Below are 17,491 nucleotides of genomic sequence, written 5' to 3' on the forward strand. Positions count from 1 at the left end.
ACGTGTCAGTCCGAGCTGAGATCCCACACGTCGACCTGTGACCCGGCGGCCACGTGATCGACACCGAGCGGAATGTCCAGCAGGCAGTTCGCGGACGCCAACCAGCGCAGGTGGTGTGAGGCGGGCGGGCCGTAACTGGTGACCACGGCCTGCCCCTTCTCGTGGCCGAGCACACCGCGGCGGAACTGGCGCTTGCCGGCCGGCGACGTCAGATCCTCGCCCAGGGTCGCGGTGATGCGGGGGCGCTCGGCGGGCAGGCCCATGGCGGTGCGCAGCGGCGGGCGCAGGAACACCTCGAAGGAGACCAGCGCGCTGACCGGGTTGCCGGGCAGCGTCACGATGGGCACGCCGTCGACCCGGCCGGAACCCTGCGGCATACCGGGCTGCATGGCGACCTTGACGAACTCCACCTCTTCGCCGAGTGCGTCCTTGACCACCTCGTAGGCACCGGCACTGACGCCGCCGGTGGTGACGATCAGGTCGACGTCACCGGCGTGCTCGGTCAGCGCGGCCCGGAACAGCTCCGGGTCGTCGCTGACCATCGGCCCGGTGACGGCCTCGGCGCCGGCCGCGCGGACCGCCGCGGCCAGCATCACCGCATTGGATTCGTAGATCTGGCCCGGCTGCAGCGGGGTGCCCGGACCGACCAGTTCGGATCCGGTCGACATCACCAGCACCCGGGGCCGCGGCAGCACGGTGACCTCGGCCAGACCCAGCGCGGCCACCAGGCCCAGCGCGGCCGGGGTGAGCCGCTGGCCGGCCCGCAGCACCGTGGTGCCCGCGGCGACGTCCTCACCGGCGCGGCGGATGTGTTGACCCTCGCGGGTGGCGACGCGGATCTGCACCTGCGGCTGGCTGGAGAAATCCGCTCCGAAATCGGAGTTGGTGGCTTCCACCGGAACCACGGTGGTGGCGCCCGGGGGCAGCGGGGCCCCGGTCATGATCCGTTGGGCGGTACCGGGTTCCAGCGGTTGGGTGTCGGTGCGGCCGGCCGGGATGTCGTCGGCGACCGGCAACGTGACGGGGGCGTCCTCGCTCGCTCCGGCGATGTCGGCGGCCAGCACCGCGAACCCGTCCATCGCCGAGTTGTCGAATCCGGGCAGTGCCACGCCGGCCACCACATCGGCGGCCAGGACCAGCCCCAGCGCGTCGGCCGGTGCCAGTGTGACGGCGGGCCGGGGCTGGATCAGACCGGCGATGACGTCCTGATGCTCCTGGACTGAACGCATCTGTCAGACGGGGAAGTGCACGTCGGTGAGTTCCTCGGATACCGCCCACAGCCGCTGCTGGATGGCGACATCGTGGGACTGGCTGCTCGAGGGCACCAGATGCGGATACCCGACCACGCCGTACGCGCGGACCGGGATGGCGGGGCCGTAGTACTGCCCGCCGCGCACCGCCGGGTCGGTGGCGGCGCGCAGTGTGGCCAGCGCGCCCACCAGCGGTGAATTGGTGACCAGATTCGCCAGGGTGGCGTACCCGGGCAGATTCGTCCCGGGGGTGTGCCGCATCAGTTCGGTGTTCGAGACACCCGGGTGCGCCGCCACCGAGAGGGTGTTCTTGCCCTTGAGCCGACGGTCCAGTTCGTAGGCGAACATGAGGTTGGCCAGCTTGGACTGCCCGTACGCGGCGACCCGGTTGTAGCTGCGCTCCCACTGCAGGTCGTCGAAATGAATCGCGGCCTGATTGCGGTGCGCGATGCTCGCGACCGTCACCACACGTGAATTCTCCACGGGCAGAATGTTTTCCAACAGCAGACCGGTCAGCGCGAAGTGGCCGAGGTGGTTGGTGCCGAACTGCAACTCGAATCCGTCGGCGGTGGTCTGCTTCGGCGGGTACATCACCCCGGCGTTGTTGATCAGCAGATCGATGCGCGGGTGCTCGGACTTGAGCTGTTCGGCCGCGGCGCGCACCGACTGCAGCGAGCCCAGGTCGAGGGAGACCACCTCGAGGTCGGCCTTCGGCGTGGCGGCGCGGATCTTGGCTGCGGCCTGCTCACCCTTGGCGGTGTCGCGGACCGCGATGACCACCTGCGCGCCGCGGGCCGCGAGCACCCGGGCCGTCTCGTAGCCGAGGCCGGTGTTGGAACCCGTGACGATCGCGACGCGCCCGGACTGGTCGGGGACATGTGATTCGGTCCATTTCTGGGTCATGTCTAGAACATACGGTGCTCGACGGCCATGCTCGAGTAATGGGTGCACCCGTACAGATGGCCGAACCCGCCTATCCGCCGAGTCGCAGCGCGCCGCTGGTATGGGCGCTGGGCGCGGCGATTCCGTGGCTGGCGGCGGTGTTCGCGCAGCTGATCTGGTTCGTGCTGGACCCCCGGATGCCCTGGCTGCATGCCGCCGTGGGCGCCGCCACCGTGCTGGGTGTACTGGTGTCGGTGGTGGTGGTGCCGATCTGGCGGTACCGGGTGCACCGCTGGGAGATCAGCCCGCAGGCGGTGTTCACCCGCAGCGGATGGCTGGTGCAGGAGCGTCGCATCGCGCCGATCTCGCGGGTGCAGACCGTCGACACCTACCGCGGACCGCTGGACCGGTTGTTCGGGTTGTCCAACGTGACGGTGACGACGGCGTCCTCGGCCGGCGCGGTGCGCATCGTGGCCCTCGATGCGCCGGTGGCCGATCGGGTGGTGGCCCAGCTGACCGACATCGCCGCGCTCGGCGGCCACGATGCGACATGACGGCACCGGAAAGTGCTCAGTGGCAGCGTCTTTCACCTCGCATGTTGTTGGTGCACCCGGTCCATGAGGTGCTCAACCAGCTTCCGTTGCTGATCGGGGCGATCGTGGTCGGGTCGGCCACCCAGAATCCGGTGTGGTCGTTGGTCGGGGTGGGGCTCATCGTGGTGCTGGGTCTGACCCGGTGGTTCACCACGAGCTACCGGATCGACGATCAGGATGTCGTGCTGCGCACCGGTCTGCTGCAACGCAACGAACTCTCGGTGCCGCGCAACCGGATCCGTTCGGTGCAGACCGAGGCGCGGGTGCTGCACCGGTTGCTGGGGCTGACCGTGCTGCGGGTCAGCACCGGGCAGGCCAAGGGCGACAACGCCTTCGAGCTGGACGCCGTGGAGGCCGGTCAGGTGGCGGTGCTGCGGGGGCTGCTGTTGGGCGAGGACGCGCAGGCCGCCCCGACGGGGCAGGTGCTGGCCTCGTGGAAACCGTCCTGGCTGCGGTACAGCCCGCTGAGCTGGTCGGGGCTGGTGAGCATCGGCGCGGTGCTGGGGGTGGCGTATCAGGCCGGGTTCGGTGACGCACTGAGCCGATGGTTGGCGGGCCGGCTCAGCCCGGCGGTCGTGTTGGCCATCGTGGCGACGGCCGCGGTGCTGATCGCGGTCGGGCAGTCCCTGCTGACCTACGGGAACCTGGTGTTGACCCGGCGACCCGACACGCTCAACCTGGTGCACGGGCTGCTGCGGGTGCGGGAACGCACCTTCGATCTGGACCGGCTGCGCGGCGGCAGCCTGCGGGAGCCACTGCTGGTGCGGGCCATGGGCGGGGCGCGTCTGGATGCCGTGATGACCGGGGTGGCGGGGGTGGGGGAGTCGTCGTTGTTGCTTCCGCCGTGCCCGGCCGGTACGGCGCGGGGCGTGCTGGCGGATCTGGTGGGGGACCGGGAGGTGGTCACCGGCGCGCTGGTGGCGCACGGGCCCGCGGCCGTGCGGCGGCGATGGGTCCGGGCGCTGGCGCTGCCGGTCGCCGCCGCCGTCGTGGCGGCGGTGGTCGGGGTGCCGGGCTGGGCCTGGGTGGTGTGGGGTGTGCTGCTGGTCGGGTCGGTGGGCCTGGCGGTCGACCGGGTGCGGGCCCTGGGGCACCGGGTGGATGCGCAGTGGCTGGTGACGAGGGCCGGCAGCGTCGAACGACGCCGGGATTGCGTGCAGACCGCGGGCATCATCGGGTGGACGGTGCGGCAGACCTTCTTTCAGCGCCGGGCGGGCGTGGCGACCGTGGTGGCGGCCACCGCGGCGGGCACCAAACGGTACGTGCTGATCGACGTGCAGGCCGAGTTGGCATGGACGGTGGCGGCGACAGCGTCACCGTGGGTCGCCGACAGTCGGTGGTGCGCATAGTCTCGCTGCATGGCAATCGGTGGAGTGCTCTTCGATATCGATGGGGTCCTGGTGACCTCGTGGCAGCCGATCGAGGGCGCCGCCCGGACACTGCAAATCCTGGCGGACAACCAGATTGCCCGGTCCTACCTGACCAATACCACCACCCGGACAAGGACCCAGATCGCCGATCTGCTGACCAAGGCGGGCATGACGGTCAGTCCCGAGGAGGTGGTCACCGCGGCCGCGCTGACCGCCGACTATGTGCGCGACCGGTATCCGGGGGCGCGGTGTTTCCTGGTCAACAGCGGGCAGATCGCCGAGGACATGGCGGGTGTGGACATCGTCTACTCACAGGACTTCTCCGGGCCGGCCGCCCCGGAGACCCCTGATGTGGTGCTGCTCGGCGGCGCCGGACCCGAATACAACCACCTGACCCTGTCCTGGGTGTACGACTGGATGGCGCAGGGGGTCCCGGTGGTGGCCATGCATCGCAGCACCGCGTGGACCACCCGCGACGGTCTGCGGGTGGACACCGGCATGTACCTGATCGGCATGGAGGAGACCTCCGGGCGCAAGGCCACCGCGGTCGGCAAGCCCGCACCCGAGGGCTTCCTGTCGGCGGCCAACCTGATCGGGGTGAACGCCGACGAGATGTACATCGTCGGCGACGACCTCAACAACGATGTGCTGGCCGGCCAGGTGGTCGGCATGACGGGTGTGCTGGTGCGCACCGGCAAGTTCCGTCAGGCCACGTTGGACCGTTGGGCCGCAGACGAATTCGCGATGCAGCCCAACCACGTCATCGATTCGGTGGCCGATCTGCCGGAGCTGCTGGGCCTCTAGCGCTGCGACGAGCTCAGGCTGCGCACCGCGTCGATGCGGGCCTTGATCTGCTCGCCGGTGGCCGCAGCCAACGGCGGGCCACCACAGATCTGACGCAGCTCGTTGTGGATCTGCCCGTGCGTCTTACCGGTGCGATGGTGCGCGATCGACACCAGAGTGTTCAGCTCGCGGCGGAGTTCCTGCAACTGGCCGTGCGTGGTCCGCGGCGCCGGCGGCCCGCCGGCGGCTGCCGCGGCGGTGCGCTTCTGCAGCTGCTCGTCCTGGCGTCGGCTCAGCAGATCGCGCATCTGGCTGGCGTCCAGCAGACCGGGGATGCCGAGATAGTCGGCCTCCTCCTCGCTGCCCGCCGCGGCCGCGGTGCCGAAGGAGGATCCGTCGAAGATCACCTGATCGAGTTCGGCGTCGGCGCCGAGAGACTCGAAACCGCGGTCCTGGTCGGTCTTTTCGTCCTTGGTCTTGTTCGCGTCGGCGATCAGCTCGTCATCGAGTCCGTCGGATTCGCGGTGCGGCTTGCCCAGCACGTGATTGCGCTGCGCTTCCAGCTCACTGGCCAGCTGCAGCAGGTTGGGCACCGACGGCAGGAAGACGCTGGCCGTCTCACCGGGGCGACGGCTACGCACGAAGCGGCCGATCGCCTGGGCGAAGAACAGCGGCGTCGACGCGCTGGTGGCGTACACGCCGACGGCCAGCCGGGGCACGTCGACGCCCTCGGAGACCATGCGCACCGCGACCAGCCACGGCGTCGAGGACTCGGAGAACTCCGAGATGCGGTTGGACGCGGTCGGATCATCGGAGAGCACCACGGTCGGGGCCTCGCCGGTGAGTGTGGTCAGCAGCTTGGCGTACGCGCGGGCGGTCGTCTGGTCGGAGGCGATGATCATGCCGCCGGCGTCGGGCACATGCGCGCGCTTCTGCATCAACCGCTTGTGCGCGGCCGCGATGACCGCGGGCATCCACTGGCCTTCGGGGTTCAGGGCGGTACGCCAGGCCCGGGCGGTCTGCTCGGCGGTGAGCGGCTCGCCGAGCCGCGCCGCGTGTTCCTCACCGGCGCTGTCACGCCACCGGGCCTCGCCCGAGTAGGCCATGAACACGACGGGACGCACCACGCCGTCGGCCAGTGCGTCGGAGTAGCCGTAGACGTGATCCGCCTTGGAGCGCTGGTAGCCCGCGGCGTCGGTCTCATAGGTGACGAACGGGATGGGGCTGTCGTCACTGCGGAACGGGGTACCGGTCAGGCAGAGGCGCCGGGTGGCGTCGCTGTAGGCCTCGCGGATCGCGTCACCCCACGACTTGGCGTCACCGCCGTGGTGGATCTCGTCGAAGATGACCAGCGTCTTGTGGTTCTCGGTGCGGACCCGGTGCCGGGTCGGGTGGCTGGCCACCTGGGCGTAGGTGACGACGATGCCGTGGTAATCGCCGGAGGTGTGCCCGGCCGAGTTGCTGAACTTGGGGTCCAGCGCCATGTGGAACCGGGTGGCCGCCTGGGCCCACTGGATCTTGAGGTGCTCGGTGGGCACCACCACCACGACCTGCTGCACGGTGCCGTCGGCCAGCAACTCACTGGCGATGCGCAGCGCGAAGGTGGTCTTGCCGGCGCCCGGGGTCGCCACGGCCAGGAAGTCTTTGGGTTTGGCGGCGAGGTATTTGACCAACGCTCGACGCTGCCAGCTCCGCAAATTCTGGGCGCTGGGCGCTGTGTATGCCCGCACCCGGAACTCCTATCTGGTCGAAGGGCAGTCTAAGGCAAGGGGTTCCGGGATCGCATATCGCCAGGAGAGACCGCGCGTCCTTTCGCGTCACGCAGATCGAAACCCTCGACCCCGCGGGCGGTCCGGCGCAACATCACAGAGATGGTCACCGAGGTGAGCGTGCCGCTGCGTGCTGCCGCGGACACTGCCGCTCCGGCCGCCCGTCGGTCGCGGCCGTGGTACCGCCGGCCGGGCTTCCTGCGTTCCATCGCCCCCGTCGTCCTGCTCGTCGGCTGGCAACTGGCCAGCCAGACCGGGCTGCTGTCGGAGAAGGTGCTGCCGGGGCCGACGGTCGTCTTCGAGGCGGGGCTGGGCGTCTACCGGTCCGGGGCGCTCGCCGACGCCCTGCTGGTGTCCGGGCAGCGAGCGCTCATCGGCTTCGCGTTCGGCGCCGTCATCGGGATCGGCTTCGGCATCCTGGCGGGCCTGAGCAGGGTGGGCGAGTACACCGTCGACCCGCCGCTGCAGATGCTGCGCACCATCCCGCTGTTCGGGCTCATCCCGCTGTTCATCATCTGGTTCGGTATCGGCGAGGAGCCGAAGGTCTACCTGATCGCGCTGGGGGTGGTGTTCCCGCTGTATCTGAACACCTTCGCGGCCATCCGCCAGCTGGATCCCAAATTGGTGGAACTCGGTGAGGTGCTCGGGCTCAGCCGTGGTGAGCGGATGCGCCACCTGATCATCCCGGGCGCGCTGCCGCAGATCCTGGTCGGCATGCGGCAGAGCCTGGGCATCGCCTGGCTGTCGCTCATCGTGGCCGAACAGATCAACGCCAATGCCGGCCTGGGCTACATCGTCAACAATGCCCGCGAGTTCCTGCGGACCGACATCGTGATCTTCGGTCTGCTGGTCTACGGACTGCTCGGTCTGGTGACCGACGCGATGGTGCGCTGGCTGGAGCGGTGGGCGCTGCGCTGGCGGCCCGGGCCGGTGACCCGATGAGCGCGGACGTACGCGACCTCGTCAAGCGGTTCGACGGGCGGGTGGTCCTCGACGGCATCGACCTGACCGTGCGGCGCGGTGAGATCGTGGCCCTGGTGGGGCGCAGCGGATCCGGGAAGTCCACGCTGCTGCGGGTACTCGCCGGACTGTCCGACGACCACACCGGCGAGGTGACGGTGGACGGCACACCGACCGTGGTGTTCCAGGAACCGCGGCTGATCCCGTGGCTGACGGTCACCCGCAACGTGGAACTCGGGGATCCGCAGCGCCGGAAACGATCGGCCACCGCCGGCGCCCGCCGGGTGCTCGGCGAGGTGGGCCTTCAGCACCGGCTCGACGCCTGGCCGTTGACCCTGTCCGGCGGCGAGGCCCAGCGCGCCGCACTGGCCCGGGCGCTGGTGGCCGAGCCGACACTGCTGCTGCTGGACGAGCCCTTCGGCGCGCTCGACGCACTGACCCGGCTGTCCATGCACGACCTGTTGTTGCGGCTGTTCGTCGAGCACGGATTCGGTGTCCTGCTGGTCACCCATGACGTCGCCGAGGCGGTCGTCCTCGCCGATCGGGTGCTGGTGCTCGAGGACGGCCGCATCGCGCACCGGGTGGACATCGACCTGCCCCGCCCGCGCGGCCACGCCTCACCGGACGCGGCCGTCTACACCACCCGGCTGCTGGAACTGCTCGGCGTGACCGACCGTCAACCCCAACCATGAGGACGCCCATGAAGATGAAATCGCGCAGTCTCGCCCTGGTGGCCGTCGCCTCGCTGGTGCTGTCGGCCTGCGGTGGCGGTGGCGACGCCGCGCCGGAGGCGTCCGGGCCGGTGACCCTGAAGGTCGGTGACCAGCGGGCGATCTCCATCGAGGTGCTGATGAAGGCATCGGGCCAGCTCGACGATGCGCCCTACAAGGTGGAGTTCTCCACCTTCACCGCCGGGCCCCCGCTGGTGGAAGCGGCCAGTGCGGGTGGAATCCACCTCGCCCAGGTGGGCAACACCCCGGCCGTGTTCGGGGCCGCGGCCGGCGCCCACATCAAGGTGGTCGGGGCGTTGGAGGCCACCGGTAAGGGCGACGCCATCCTGGTCGCCAAGGACTCCCCGGTGGGTGCCGTGGCGGAGCTGCGGGGCAAGAAGGTCGCGGTGACCAAGGGCAGTTCGGCCAACGCCAACCTGCTGCTGCACCTGAAGAACGCCGGTCTGGGACTGTCGGACATCGAGCCCGTCTACGTGTCGCCGGGGGACGGCTACGCGGCGCTGACCCGCGGCGAGGTCGCCGCCTGGGCGGTGTGGGATCCCTACACCGCGATCGCCGAGCAGGAGGTGGGTGCGCGGATCATCGCCGCCGCCGACACCGCCGGCAACGGCTACAACTTCTGGGTCGCCTCCGGGGATGGGCTCGACGATCCGGGCATCACCGAGGCCATCGCCGATTTCCTGGACCGCTACGCGGTGGCGACCGCGTGGTCGGCGGACAACCTGGATGCCTGGTCGGCCAGGTACGCCGAACTCACCGAGATCAGCCCCGAGGCGTCGCGGACGACGTGGACCCGCTCGATCAAGCACCCGGTCCCGCTGAGCGCCGACATCATCGCCTCCGAGCAGGAGATCGCCGACGCGTTCACCGAGGCCAAGGAGTTCCCCGGTGCAGTGGATTTCGCGGACTTCGTCGACGACCGCTTTCAGGGTGAGGGCAGTTGACCGGGGGGTTCACTCGCCCCCGAGGGCCGGTGCCAGTGCCACCGGGACCATGCCCACCACCGATCGGGCCGGCAGCTCGCGGTCGACCACGGCGCGGCGGATGATCTGGGCAAAGTCGATGAAGCGCTCGGCGCGCGAGTTGGCAGCGCGCCAGACGAGGCCGATGCGGCGGCCCGGAACGGGATCGGCGAAGGTCGCGATCCCCAGCGACGCGCCGCGCGTCTCGACGGGTACCGCGGTGGCAGGCAGCAGGGTGGCGCCCATCCCGGCTGCCACCAGCTGTACGACGGTGGGCAGTGAGCTGGTCCGTGCGGCGTCGTGGCCGGTGTCGAGGACGTTGGCCAGCGCACAGACCTCCAGCGCCTGGTCGCGCAGGCAGTGTCCCTCGTCCAGCAGGAGCAGGGGCTGCCGGCGCAGCGCCTCGACCGGTGCGCCGGTGGTGCCGGCGAGCTCGGAGTCTGCGCTGACCGCCAGCACGAAGTCCTCCTCGTAGACCGGCTGGGCGACCAGGCCCGGCTCGCTGATCGGAAGGGCCAGCAGGGCGACATCGATCTCGTCGCGCCGCAGGGCGTCGAGGAGGCGATGGGTCTGGTCCTCACGCACGAACAGCTTGAGATCGGGTGTCTCGTCCCGCAGTGCGCCCAGCAGCGTCGGCAGCAGGTACGGGGCGATCGTCGGGATGATGCCGAGGCGCAGCGCCTCGAACAACCACCCCGTCGGTTCCGCGGCGTCGACGATGGCGTGGACGGCTTCGACCGCGGCCTCGGCGTGCGGCAGCAGGCGCCGGCCCGCGGGGGTGACCTCGACCCGGCGGGAGCTGCGCTCGATGAGCTGGAGGTCGAGGTTGGTCTCGAGCTTCGACAGCAGCTGGCTCAGCGTCGGCTGGGAGATCCCCAGCTGGGCCGCGGCCGCCCCGAAGTGCTGCAATCGGCTGACCGCGACGAAGGCGCGCAGTTGCGCGACCGAGGGGGTGCTGGCCATGCCCGATGCTAGCGCCGGTGGGCGCTCGTCAACCCGCAGTTGGGGCGGACGTGCGGATGAGGTGGTCGAAGGCGCTCAGCGATGCGGTGGCGCCGGCGCCCAGCGAGATGACGATCTGCTTGAACGGTGTCGTCGTGCAGTCACCGGCCGCGAACACGCCCGACGCCGAGGTGGCGCCGCCGGCGTTCACGATGATCTCGCCGCGTCCGGTCAGCTCGACCGCCCCCTTGAGCCACTCGGTGTTGGGCAGCAGGCCGATCTGGACGAAGACGCCTTCGAGACCGAGCTCGTGCAACTCGTCGGTGTCGCGGTCGCGGTAGCGCAGTCCGGTCACCTTGGCGCCGTCGCCGACCACCTCGGTGGTCGCGGCGCTGACGATGACGTCGACGTTGGGCAGGCTGTGCAGCTTGCGCTGCAGAACCGCGTCGGCGCGCAGGTGGTCGTCGAACTCCAGCAGCGTGACGTGGCCGACCACGCCGGCCAGGTCGATTGCCGCCTCCACACCGGAGTTGCCGCCGCCGATGACGGCGACGCGCTTGCCCTTGAACAGCGGGCCGTCGCAGTGCGGGCAGAAGGTCACGCCCTTGTTGCGGTACTCCTGCTCGCCGGGGACGTTCATGTTCCGCCAGCGGGCGCCGGTCGCGAGCACCACGGTGCGCGATGTCAGCGAGGAGCCGTTGCGGAACTTCACCTCGGTCAGGCCGCCGACCTCGGTGGCGGGCACCAGTTCGGTCGCCTCCTGCGTCGGCATGATGTCGACGTCGTACTCGCGGACGTGCTGCTCGAGGGCGGCCGCCAGCTTGGGGCCCTCGGTATGCGGCACCGAGATGAAGTTCTCGATCGCCATGGTGTCGAGCACCTGCCCGCCGAACCGCTCGGCGGCCAGGCCGGTACGCAGACCCTTGCGCGCCGCGTAGATGGCGGCGGTGGCCCCGCCGGGCCCGCCGCCGATGACCAGCACGTCGAACGGGTCCTTGCCGTTCATCTTCTCCGCGTCGCGGGCGGCGGCGCCGGTGTCGAGCTTGCCGACGATCTGCTCCATGCTCATGCGGCCGGAGTCGAACAGCTCACCGTTGAGGAAGACGGTGGGCACCGCGAGCACCTTGCGCTGCTCGACCTCGTCCTGGAACAGCGCGCCGTCGATGGTGCTGACGGTGATCCGCGGGTTGAGCACGCTCATCGCGTTGAGCGCCTGGACGACGTCCGGGCAGTTCTGGCAGGACAGCGAGATGTAGGTCTCGAACTTCAGGTCGCCGTTCAGCGACTTGATGGTCTCGGCCAGCTCATCGGAGACCTTGACCGGATGGCCGCCCACCTGCAGCAGGGCCAGGACGTACGAGCTGAACTCGTGGCCCATCGGGATGCCGGCGAACTGGACACCGACGTCGGTGCCGACGCGCTCGATGCGGAACGACGGCCGACGCGGGTCGTCGTCGGCGCGACGGTAGGACACCTTGTCGGACAGCGCCGCGGTCTCGGTGAGGAGCGCGGCCAGCTCGACCGACTTGGGGCCGTCGTCCAGGGAGGCCACCAGCTCGATCGGCATGGTGACCTTCTCCAGATAGGTCTTCAACTGAGCGGTGGTCGAGGCGTCGAGCATGGTGGTGGGTCTCCGGGGGGTGGTGGCGGGGTCCGGCCTCAGCCGGACCCCACCAGGCTGGTCAGGGGGTCAGATCTTGCCGACGAGATCGATCGACGGCGCCAGGGTGGTCTCGCCCTCTTCCCACTTGGCCGGGCAGACCTCACCGGGGTGGTTGCGCACGTACTGCGCGGCCTTCACCTTGCGCAACAGCTCGGCGGCGTTGCGGCCGACACCTTCTGGGGTGATCTCCAGGTACTGGATGATGCCGTCCGGGTCGACGAGGAAGGTGCCGCGGTCGGCCAGGCCCTCGCCGTCGCGCATGTTGTCGAAGTTGCGGGTGACGGTGCCCGACGGATCGCCGACCATGTAGTAGCGGATCTTGCCGATGGTGTCGGAGGACTTGTGCCACGCGGCGTGCACGTGGTGGGTGTCGGTGGACACCGCGTAGACCTCGACGCCGAGCTTGGTGAACTCGTCGTACAGATCGGCCATGTCACCGAGCTCGGTGGGGCAGACAAAGGTGAAGTCGGCCGGGTAGAAGAAGAAGATCGACCACTTGCCGCGCACATCGGCATCGGACACGTCGACGTACTCGCCGTCCCGGAAAGCGGTGGCCTCGAACGGTTTGATCTCGGTGTTCAGGATGGACATGAGGGCTCCAATCGGAATGCACTGACTATCGCGGTTGAAACCTTAGGAAAAACCTATCGATAGCTTCAAGCAACTGAATCCAAGATCACTGATAGCCATTCCCTATGAGCTGGGTAACGGTCGGATGGTGGCGCAACCTTGCACTCGGCATGGGCGAGTGCTAAAAATGACGTTGGCACTCGCGATCGGTGAGTGCTAGGTCGGGACGGTGAGGCGGGGAGCACACCCACGCCGTCCGTCGCGGGCACTGAACCCGACCAATAAGACGTGCAATTCCCGACCGGAGGAATCACTTCGCAATGGCCAAGACAATTGCGTATGACGAAGAGGCCCGTCGCGGCCTCGAGCGGGGTCTCAATGCCCTCGCTGACGCCGTAAAGGTGACGCTGGGCCCCAAGGGCCGCAACGTCGTCCTGGAGAAGAAGTGGGGCGCCCCCACGATCACCAACGATGGTGTGTCCATCGCCAAGGAGATCGAGCTGGAGGACCCGTACGAGAAGATCGGCGCTGAGCTGGTCAAGGAAGTTGCCAAGAAGACGGACGACGTCGCGGGCGACGGCACCACCACCGCCACCGTGCTGGCCCAGGCACTGGTTCGCGAAGGCCTGCGCAACGTCGCGGCCGGCGCCAACCCGCTCGGCCTGAAGCGCGGCATCGAGAAGGCTGTCGAGGCTGTCACCGCTCGCCTGCTCTCCACCGCCAAGGAGATCGACACCAAGGAGCAGATCGCTGCCACCGCGGGTATCTCCGCCGGTGACCAGTCCATCGGTGACCTGATCGCCGAGGCCATGGACAAGGTCGGCAACGAGGGTGTCATCACCGTCGAGGAGTCCAACACCTTCGGCCTGCAGCTCGAGCTCACCGAGGGCATGCGCTTCGACAAGGGCTACATCTCGGGTTACTTCGTGACCGACGCCGAGCGCCAGGAAGCCGTCCTGGAGGATCCCTACATCCTGCTGGTCAGCTCCAAGGTCTCGACCGTCAAGGACCTGCTGCCCCTGCTGGAAAAGGTCATCCAGTCCGGCAAGCCGCTGCTGATCATCGCCGAGGACGTCGAGGGCGAAGCCCTGTCGACCCTGGTGGTCAACAAGATCCGTGGCACCTTCAAGTCCGTCGCCGTCAAGGCGCCGGGCTTCGGTGACCGCCGCAAGGCCATGCTGCAGGACATCGCGATCCTGACCGGTGGCCAGGTTGTCAGCGAAGAGGTCGGTCTCTCGCTGGAGACCGCCGACGTCGCGCTGCTGGGCACCGCCCGCAAGATCGTCGTCACGAAGGACGAGACCACCATCGTCGAGGGCGCCGGTGACTCCGACGCCATCGCCGGCCGGGTGGCCCAGATCCGTGCCGAGATCGAGAACAGCGACTCCGACTACGACCGCGAGAAGCTGCAGGAGCGCCTGGCCAAGCTGGCCGGTGGCGTTGCCGTCATCAAGGCCGGAGCTGCCACCGAGGTGGAGCTCAAGGAGCGCAAGCACCGCATCGAGGACGCCGTTCGCAACGCGAAGGCTGCCGTCGAAGAGGGCATCGTCGCCGGTGGCGGCGTGGCCCTGCTGCAGTCGGCTCCGGCCCTGGATGAGCTCAAGCTCGAGGGTGACGAGGCGACCGGTGCCAACATCGTGCGCGTCGCGCTGTCGGCTCCGCTGAAGCAGATCGCCTTCAACGGTGGTCTGGAGCCGGGCGTCGTCGCCGAGAAGGTGTCGAACCTGCCCGACGGTCACGGCCTGAACGCCGCGACCAACGTGTACGAGGACCTGCTGGCCGCCGGCGTTGCCGACCCGGTCAAGGTCACCCGCTCGGCGCTGCAGAACGCGGCGTCCATCGCGGCGCTGTTCCTCACCACCGAGGCCGTCGTCGCCGACAAGCCGGAGAAGGCCGCCGCACCTGCGGGCGACCCGACCGGTGGCATGGGCGGTATGGACTTCTAAGTCCTGTTACGAAAGAAGCCCGGCGTTGCGTCAGCAGCGCCGGGCTTTTTCGTTGTCCGATACCGACAGTGCATCCAGATCGTGTTTCCGCGGGAAATCTCGATCTGCATGCACCGTCGGTGGGCTACCCCTCCTTGAGGGGTACGCAATCGTGCAGCCCGCCCGGGTCGGTGCCCGAACCCGGCTCGATGGCGCTGCGGTGCAGTACCGCCCGACTCGGTGTCAGCCGCACCTCGGCATCGACGACCTCGGCGGCGCCGTCGACGATCAACGAGTAGCCGGTCGGCTCCCGGGGCGGCCACAGCACGGTGACGGCCGGATGGGCGGTCGCATTGCGCGCGGTGGTGTTCCCCACGGGCGCGATGACGAACACGCCGTCCTCGAGTGCCGGCGTGACGGCCACCGTATGCGCCCGGAAATCGTCGCCGACGGTGATCAGATAACCGAACGGGAAATCTGCCAGCGTCTCGGCGAGCTTGTCGAGATCCACCTTCACGCTCATGAGGGAACAATAACGACGCCGGGGGTAGATTCCGAACACATGGCCCTCCCTCCGCCCGCTCCCGATACCACCGCCGTCGTCACCGGTGCTTCCTCGGGCATCGGGGCTGACCTCGCCCGGCAACTCGCCGCCCGCGGCCATGGGGTCACCCTGGTCGCCCGCCGTGAGGACCGGCTCCGCGAACTCGCTGCGGAGCTCGCCGGCACGGTCCGGGTCGAGGTCATTGCCGCCGACGTCGCCGATTCCGCTGCCCGGGCCGAGTTGTTCGCCGAGATCGAGCGCCGGGGGCTGACCGTCGACATCCTGGTCAACAATGCCGGCATCGGCACGATCGGCGCCGTCGTGGACTCCACTCCGGAGGTCGAGATCGCGCAGGTGCGGGTCAATGTCGAGGCCGTCATCGACCTGACCACCCGGGCGGTGCAGCAGATGGTGCCGCGGCGCCGGGGTGCGATCCTCAATGTCGGTTCGACGGCCGGATTCCAGCCGTTCCCCGGACAATCCGGGTACGCCGCGACCAAGGCCTTCGTCCGGTCCTACACCGAGGGACTGCGGGCGGAGGTGGCCGGCACCGGGGTGACCGTGGCGGCGCTGCATCCGGGACCGGTGCGCACCGAATTCCTCTCTGTGGCAGGGATCGACGAGCGCACCTTCGCCGATGCGTTCCCGAAGTTCATGTGGCTGAGCCCGCGGGAGGTGGCCAAGGCGGGCATCGACGGGCTGGCCGAGGATCGTGCAGAGGTGATTCCCGGACTGCCGAATCAGATCGGCGCCAAGGTGTTCGGGCTGCTACCCAATCGGCTGCTGCTGCCGTTGCTCAAGAAGCAGCACCCGGCGCTACGCGGGTAGCGGCCGGCGTCCGCGCACCAGTCGCCCGGGCCGCGCGTCGGTGGGCACCCCGTTCTCGGCGATGATCTCACCCGAAACGATGGTCGCCACATAGCCCTCGGCGCTCTGGTCCAGTCGGCGTCCGCCGGCGGGCAGATCGTGGACGACGACCGGGCGGTGCAGGCGCAGGCCTTGCGCGTCGATGACATTGAGGTCGGCCTTGAAGCCGACGGCGATGCGGCCACGATCTTCGAACCCGGCCACCCGGGCCGGCACCGAGGTCAGCTCCCGGACCGTCTCGGCCAGTGACAACCGGCCCTCGGCCCGGTCACGGACCCAGTGGGTCAGCATGTAGGTGGGAAAGCTTGCATCGCAGATCATTCCGTAGTGCGCGCCGCCGTCACCGAGCCCGAGGACGACATCGTCACGGCGGATCAATTCGGCGACGGTGTCCAGCGAGCCGTCCCGGAAGTTGGCCAGGGTGACCATCAGCATGGCCTGGCCGTCATCCTCGAGCACCCGGTCGTAGGCCTCCTCCAGTGGGCTCACTCCGCGGGCGCGGGCCCGTTCGGCGATGCTGTCGGACCGATCGGGTTCGTAGTTCGGCGGGTCTTCGAGCGGGAACATCCACTCGAAGGCCTGGGCGGCGAACATCAGCGGGTGTCCGTCCCCGGCCGGGGTGTCGTTCAGGATGCGCTCCCGCACTTCGGGTTTGCGCATCTCGGCGACGCGCTCGGCCAGTGGCAGATGCGCGAGCTCGCGGTAGCTGGGGTACAACACGAACGGATGCCCGGACAGCCCGAGCCCGAGCACCAGGCCGATGGGCCGCGGGAAGATCTGTGCGGTGATCTCGCCGCCGTTCTGGTTGGCCTTCTCAACCATCCGCAACGCATCCAGATGTAGTGGCGGGCCGGCGTTTCCGATGGCCAGCGTGAAGGTGACGGGCAGCCCGACCTCCGCCGCCGCATCGAACACCGACTGCAGTGCCTGTTCGTAGTCCGTGGCGAACAGGTCCGGCACGAACTGGATGAGGCCGCCCCCGGCGTCATCCACCCCGCGGGCGATGGCCTCGATCTCCGCCTGAGCGGCATCGAAACTGGGGATCGGTTGGCCGCTCTCGGTCTTGTGGATGGTCAGCCGGGAGGACGCGAAGCCCAGCGCGCCGACCTCCACGGCCTCGGCGGCCAGCTTGCGCATCAGTGCCAGATCCTCGGCGGTGGCCGGTTCGCGGTTGACGCCGCGCTCACCCATCACATAGACGCGCAGCGGGGAGTGCGGCAGGAACGCGGCCACATCGATATCCCGGTCGCGGGCATCGAGTGCGTCCAGGAACTCGGGGAACGTCTCCCACGTCCAGGGCAGTCCGTCGACCATCACCACGCCGGGGATGTCCTCCACGCCGGCCATCACGTCGACGAGGGTCTCGTGATCCTCCGGGCGGCACGGCGCGAACCCGACACCGCAGTTGCCCATCACCGCGGTGGTGACGCCATGCGCCGAGGACGGGTTGAGCCGGTCACTCCAGATGGCCTGGCCGTCGTAGTGGGTGTGCAGGTCGACGAAACCGGGCGTGACGAGCAGGCCGGTGGCATCGATCTCACGGTCGCCCGAGCCGGTGACGGTGCCGACCGCCGCGATCACACCATCGGACACCGCGACGTCCCCGACGTAGGGTTCGCCGCCGAGTCCGTCGACGATGGTGCCGTTGCGAATGACCAGTTGGAATGTCATGCCCCGAAT

At 69.1% G+C, this 17,491-nt stretch carries 16 protein-coding genes; 8 read left to right on the forward strand and 8 right to left on the reverse strand.

The window, feature by feature from the left end; translation table 11 throughout:
* Nucleotides 1-5: 5 nt before the first annotated feature.
* A complete protein-coding gene (gene moeA, locus K0O62_RS03980; protein ID WP_073859617.1) occupies nucleotides 6-1,229 on the reverse strand; it encodes a molybdopterin molybdotransferase MoeA in 1,224 nt (407 codons plus the stop codon).
* A gap of 3 nt (nucleotides 1,230-1,232) precedes the next feature.
* Complete coding sequence (locus K0O62_RS03985) at nucleotides 1,233-2,153, reverse strand: SDR family NAD(P)-dependent oxidoreductase (protein ID WP_073859616.1); 921 nt, start codon at nucleotides 2,151-2,153, stop codon at nucleotides 1,233-1,235.
* Nucleotides 2,154-2,191: 38 nt separating this feature from the next.
* Between K0O62_RS03985 and K0O62_RS03990 the strand changes: the two genes are divergently transcribed.
* The 3 genes from K0O62_RS03990 to K0O62_RS04000 are packed head-to-tail and all read left to right on the forward strand — an operon-like array spanning nucleotide 2,192 to nucleotide 4,899.
* Nucleotides 2,192-2,686 carry a PH domain-containing protein gene (locus K0O62_RS03990; RefSeq protein WP_073859615.1) on the forward strand — a complete coding sequence of 165 codons (495 nt, stop codon included), beginning with the start codon at nucleotides 2,192-2,194 and terminating at the stop codon, nucleotides 2,684-2,686.
* Entirely contained in the window at nucleotides 2,683-4,074 is a 1,392-nt protein-coding gene (locus K0O62_RS03995) for a PH domain-containing protein (protein ID WP_097934148.1), read from the forward strand. The genes K0O62_RS03990 and K0O62_RS03995 overlap by 4 nt, the downstream gene beginning before the upstream one ends.
* Before the next feature lie 9 nt (nucleotides 4,075-4,083).
* On the forward strand, nucleotides 4,084-4,899 hold the full coding sequence (locus tag K0O62_RS04000) for an HAD-IIA family hydrolase (RefSeq protein ID WP_073859669.1): 816 nt from the start codon (nucleotides 4,084-4,086) through the stop codon (nucleotides 4,897-4,899).
* On the opposite strand, the gene K0O62_RS04005 is transcribed toward K0O62_RS04000, so the two are convergent.
* Nucleotides 4,896-6,608, reverse strand: coding sequence for a DEAD/DEAH box helicase (locus tag K0O62_RS04005; protein WP_073859668.1), 1,713 nt, complete (start codon nucleotides 6,606-6,608; stop codon nucleotides 4,896-4,898). The two genes, K0O62_RS04000 and K0O62_RS04005, sit on opposite strands and share 4 nt — an antisense overlap.
* Before the next feature lie 141 nt (nucleotides 6,609-6,749).
* Here K0O62_RS04005 and K0O62_RS04010 point away from each other — a divergent pair, with 141 nt between their 5' ends.
* From K0O62_RS04010 to K0O62_RS04020, 3 genes are read left to right on the forward strand one after another with little or no spacing between them, the layout of a single operon-like run.
* On the forward strand, nucleotides 6,750-7,589 hold the full coding sequence (locus tag K0O62_RS04010) for an ABC transporter permease (protein WP_073859667.1): 840 nt from the start codon (nucleotides 6,750-6,752) through the stop codon (nucleotides 7,587-7,589).
* The gene (locus tag K0O62_RS04015; protein ID WP_073859673.1) at nucleotides 7,586-8,299 is read left to right on the forward strand and encodes an ABC transporter ATP-binding protein; all 714 of its coding nucleotides are present in this window, start codon (nucleotides 7,586-7,588) and stop codon (nucleotides 8,297-8,299) included. Before K0O62_RS04010 ends, K0O62_RS04015 begins: the two co-directional genes overlap by 4 nt.
* An 8-nt stretch (nucleotides 8,300-8,307) precedes the next feature.
* Nucleotides 8,308-9,282 carry an ABC transporter substrate-binding protein gene (locus K0O62_RS04020; protein WP_073859666.1) on the forward strand — a complete coding sequence of 325 codons (975 nt, stop codon included), beginning with the start codon at nucleotides 8,308-8,310 and terminating at the stop codon, nucleotides 9,280-9,282.
* 9 nt (nucleotides 9,283-9,291) lie between these two features.
* Here K0O62_RS04020 and K0O62_RS04025 read toward each other — a convergent pair whose 3' ends face one another.
* From K0O62_RS04025 to ahpC, 3 genes are all read right to left on the reverse strand, one after another.
* Nucleotides 9,292-10,263 (reverse strand): hydrogen peroxide-inducible genes activator, encoded by a 972-nt coding sequence (locus K0O62_RS04025; protein ID WP_073859665.1) that lies wholly within the window; start codon nucleotides 10,261-10,263, stop codon nucleotides 9,292-9,294.
* A 28-nt stretch (nucleotides 10,264-10,291) separates the two neighbouring features.
* The gene (gene ahpF, locus K0O62_RS04030) at nucleotides 10,292-11,863 is read right to left on the reverse strand and encodes an alkyl hydroperoxide reductase subunit F (protein WP_073859664.1); all 1,572 of its coding nucleotides are present in this window, start codon (nucleotides 11,861-11,863) and stop codon (nucleotides 10,292-10,294) included.
* A gap of 69 nt (nucleotides 11,864-11,932) precedes the next feature.
* On the reverse strand, nucleotides 11,933-12,496 hold the full coding sequence (gene ahpC, locus K0O62_RS04035; protein ID WP_073859663.1) for an alkyl hydroperoxide reductase subunit C: 564 nt from the start codon (nucleotides 12,494-12,496) through the stop codon (nucleotides 11,933-11,935).
* Between the two features lie 299 nt (nucleotides 12,497-12,795).
* Between ahpC and groL the strand changes: the two genes are divergently transcribed.
* Entirely contained in the window at nucleotides 12,796-14,421 is a 1,626-nt protein-coding gene (gene groL / locus K0O62_RS04040; RefSeq protein WP_073859662.1) for a chaperonin GroEL, read from the forward strand.
* A gap of 124 nt (nucleotides 14,422-14,545) precedes the next feature.
* Here groL and K0O62_RS04045 read toward each other — a convergent pair whose 3' ends face one another.
* Nucleotides 14,546-14,923 (reverse strand): pyridoxamine 5'-phosphate oxidase family protein, encoded by a 378-nt coding sequence (locus K0O62_RS04045; RefSeq protein ID WP_073859661.1) that lies wholly within the window; start codon nucleotides 14,921-14,923, stop codon nucleotides 14,546-14,548.
* Nucleotides 14,924-14,962: 39 nt separating this feature from the next.
* Between K0O62_RS04045 and K0O62_RS04050 the strand changes: the two genes are divergently transcribed.
* Nucleotides 14,963-15,772, forward strand: a complete 810-nt coding sequence (locus K0O62_RS04050; protein ID WP_073859660.1) for an SDR family NAD(P)-dependent oxidoreductase — start codon at nucleotides 14,963-14,965, stop codon at nucleotides 15,770-15,772.
* Here the strand turns inward: K0O62_RS04050 and K0O62_RS04055 are convergent.
* Nucleotides 15,761-17,482 carry an N-acyl-D-amino-acid deacylase family protein gene (locus tag K0O62_RS04055; protein ID WP_073859659.1) on the reverse strand — a complete coding sequence of 574 codons (1,722 nt, stop codon included), beginning with the start codon at nucleotides 17,480-17,482 and terminating at the stop codon, nucleotides 15,761-15,763. The two genes, K0O62_RS04050 and K0O62_RS04055, sit on opposite strands and share 12 nt — an antisense overlap.
* Nucleotides 17,483-17,491: the final 9 nt, after the last annotated feature.

Source organism: Mycolicibacterium diernhoferi, from assembly GCF_019456655.1.
GTDB lineage: Bacteria > Actinomycetota > Actinomycetes > Mycobacteriales > Mycobacteriaceae > Mycobacterium > Mycobacterium diernhoferi.

What these genes read in the sequence shown, in the direction of transcription:
- moeA (WP_073859617.1), bottom strand. Translation starts at nt 1,229, where the DNA reads ATGCGTTCAGTCCAGGAGCATCAGGACGTCATCGCCGGTCTGATCCAG.
- K0O62_RS03985 (WP_073859616.1), bottom strand. Translation starts at nt 2,153, where the DNA reads ATGACCCAGAAATGGACCGAATCACATGTCCCCGACCAGTCCGGGCGC.
- K0O62_RS03990 (WP_073859615.1), top strand. Translation starts at nt 2,192, where the DNA reads ATGGGTGCACCCGTACAGATGGCCGAACCCGCCTATCCGCCGAGTCGC.
- K0O62_RS03995 (WP_097934148.1), top strand. Translation starts at nt 2,683, where the DNA reads ATGACGGCACCGGAAAGTGCTCAGTGGCAGCGTCTTTCACCTCGCATG.
- K0O62_RS04000 (WP_073859669.1), top strand. Translation starts at nt 4,084, where the DNA reads ATGGCAATCGGTGGAGTGCTCTTCGATATCGATGGGGTCCTGGTGACC.
- K0O62_RS04010 (WP_073859667.1), top strand. Translation starts at nt 6,750, where the DNA reads ATGGTCACCGAGGTGAGCGTGCCGCTGCGTGCTGCCGCGGACACTGCC.
- K0O62_RS04015 (WP_073859673.1), top strand. Translation starts at nt 7,586, where the DNA reads ATGAGCGCGGACGTACGCGACCTCGTCAAGCGGTTCGACGGGCGGGTG.
- K0O62_RS04020 (WP_073859666.1), top strand. Translation starts at nt 8,308, where the DNA reads ATGAAGATGAAATCGCGCAGTCTCGCCCTGGTGGCCGTCGCCTCGCTG.
- K0O62_RS04025 (WP_073859665.1), bottom strand. Translation starts at nt 10,263, where the DNA reads ATGGCCAGCACCCCCTCGGTCGCGCAACTGCGCGCCTTCGTCGCGGTC.
- ahpF (WP_073859664.1), bottom strand. Translation starts at nt 11,863, where the DNA reads ATGCTCGACGCCTCGACCACCGCTCAGTTGAAGACCTATCTGGAGAAG.
- ahpC (WP_073859663.1), bottom strand. Translation starts at nt 12,496, where the DNA reads ATGTCCATCCTGAACACCGAGATCAAACCGTTCGAGGCCACCGCTTTC.
- groL (WP_073859662.1), top strand. Translation starts at nt 12,796, where the DNA reads ATGGCCAAGACAATTGCGTATGACGAAGAGGCCCGTCGCGGCCTCGAG.
- K0O62_RS04045 (WP_073859661.1), bottom strand. Translation starts at nt 14,923, where the DNA reads ATGAGCGTGAAGGTGGATCTCGACAAGCTCGCCGAGACGCTGGCAGAT.
- K0O62_RS04050 (WP_073859660.1), top strand. Translation starts at nt 14,963, where the DNA reads ATGGCCCTCCCTCCGCCCGCTCCCGATACCACCGCCGTCGTCACCGGT.
- K0O62_RS04055 (WP_073859659.1), bottom strand. Translation starts at nt 17,482, where the DNA reads ATGACATTCCAACTGGTCATTCGCAACGGCACCATCGTCGACGGACTC.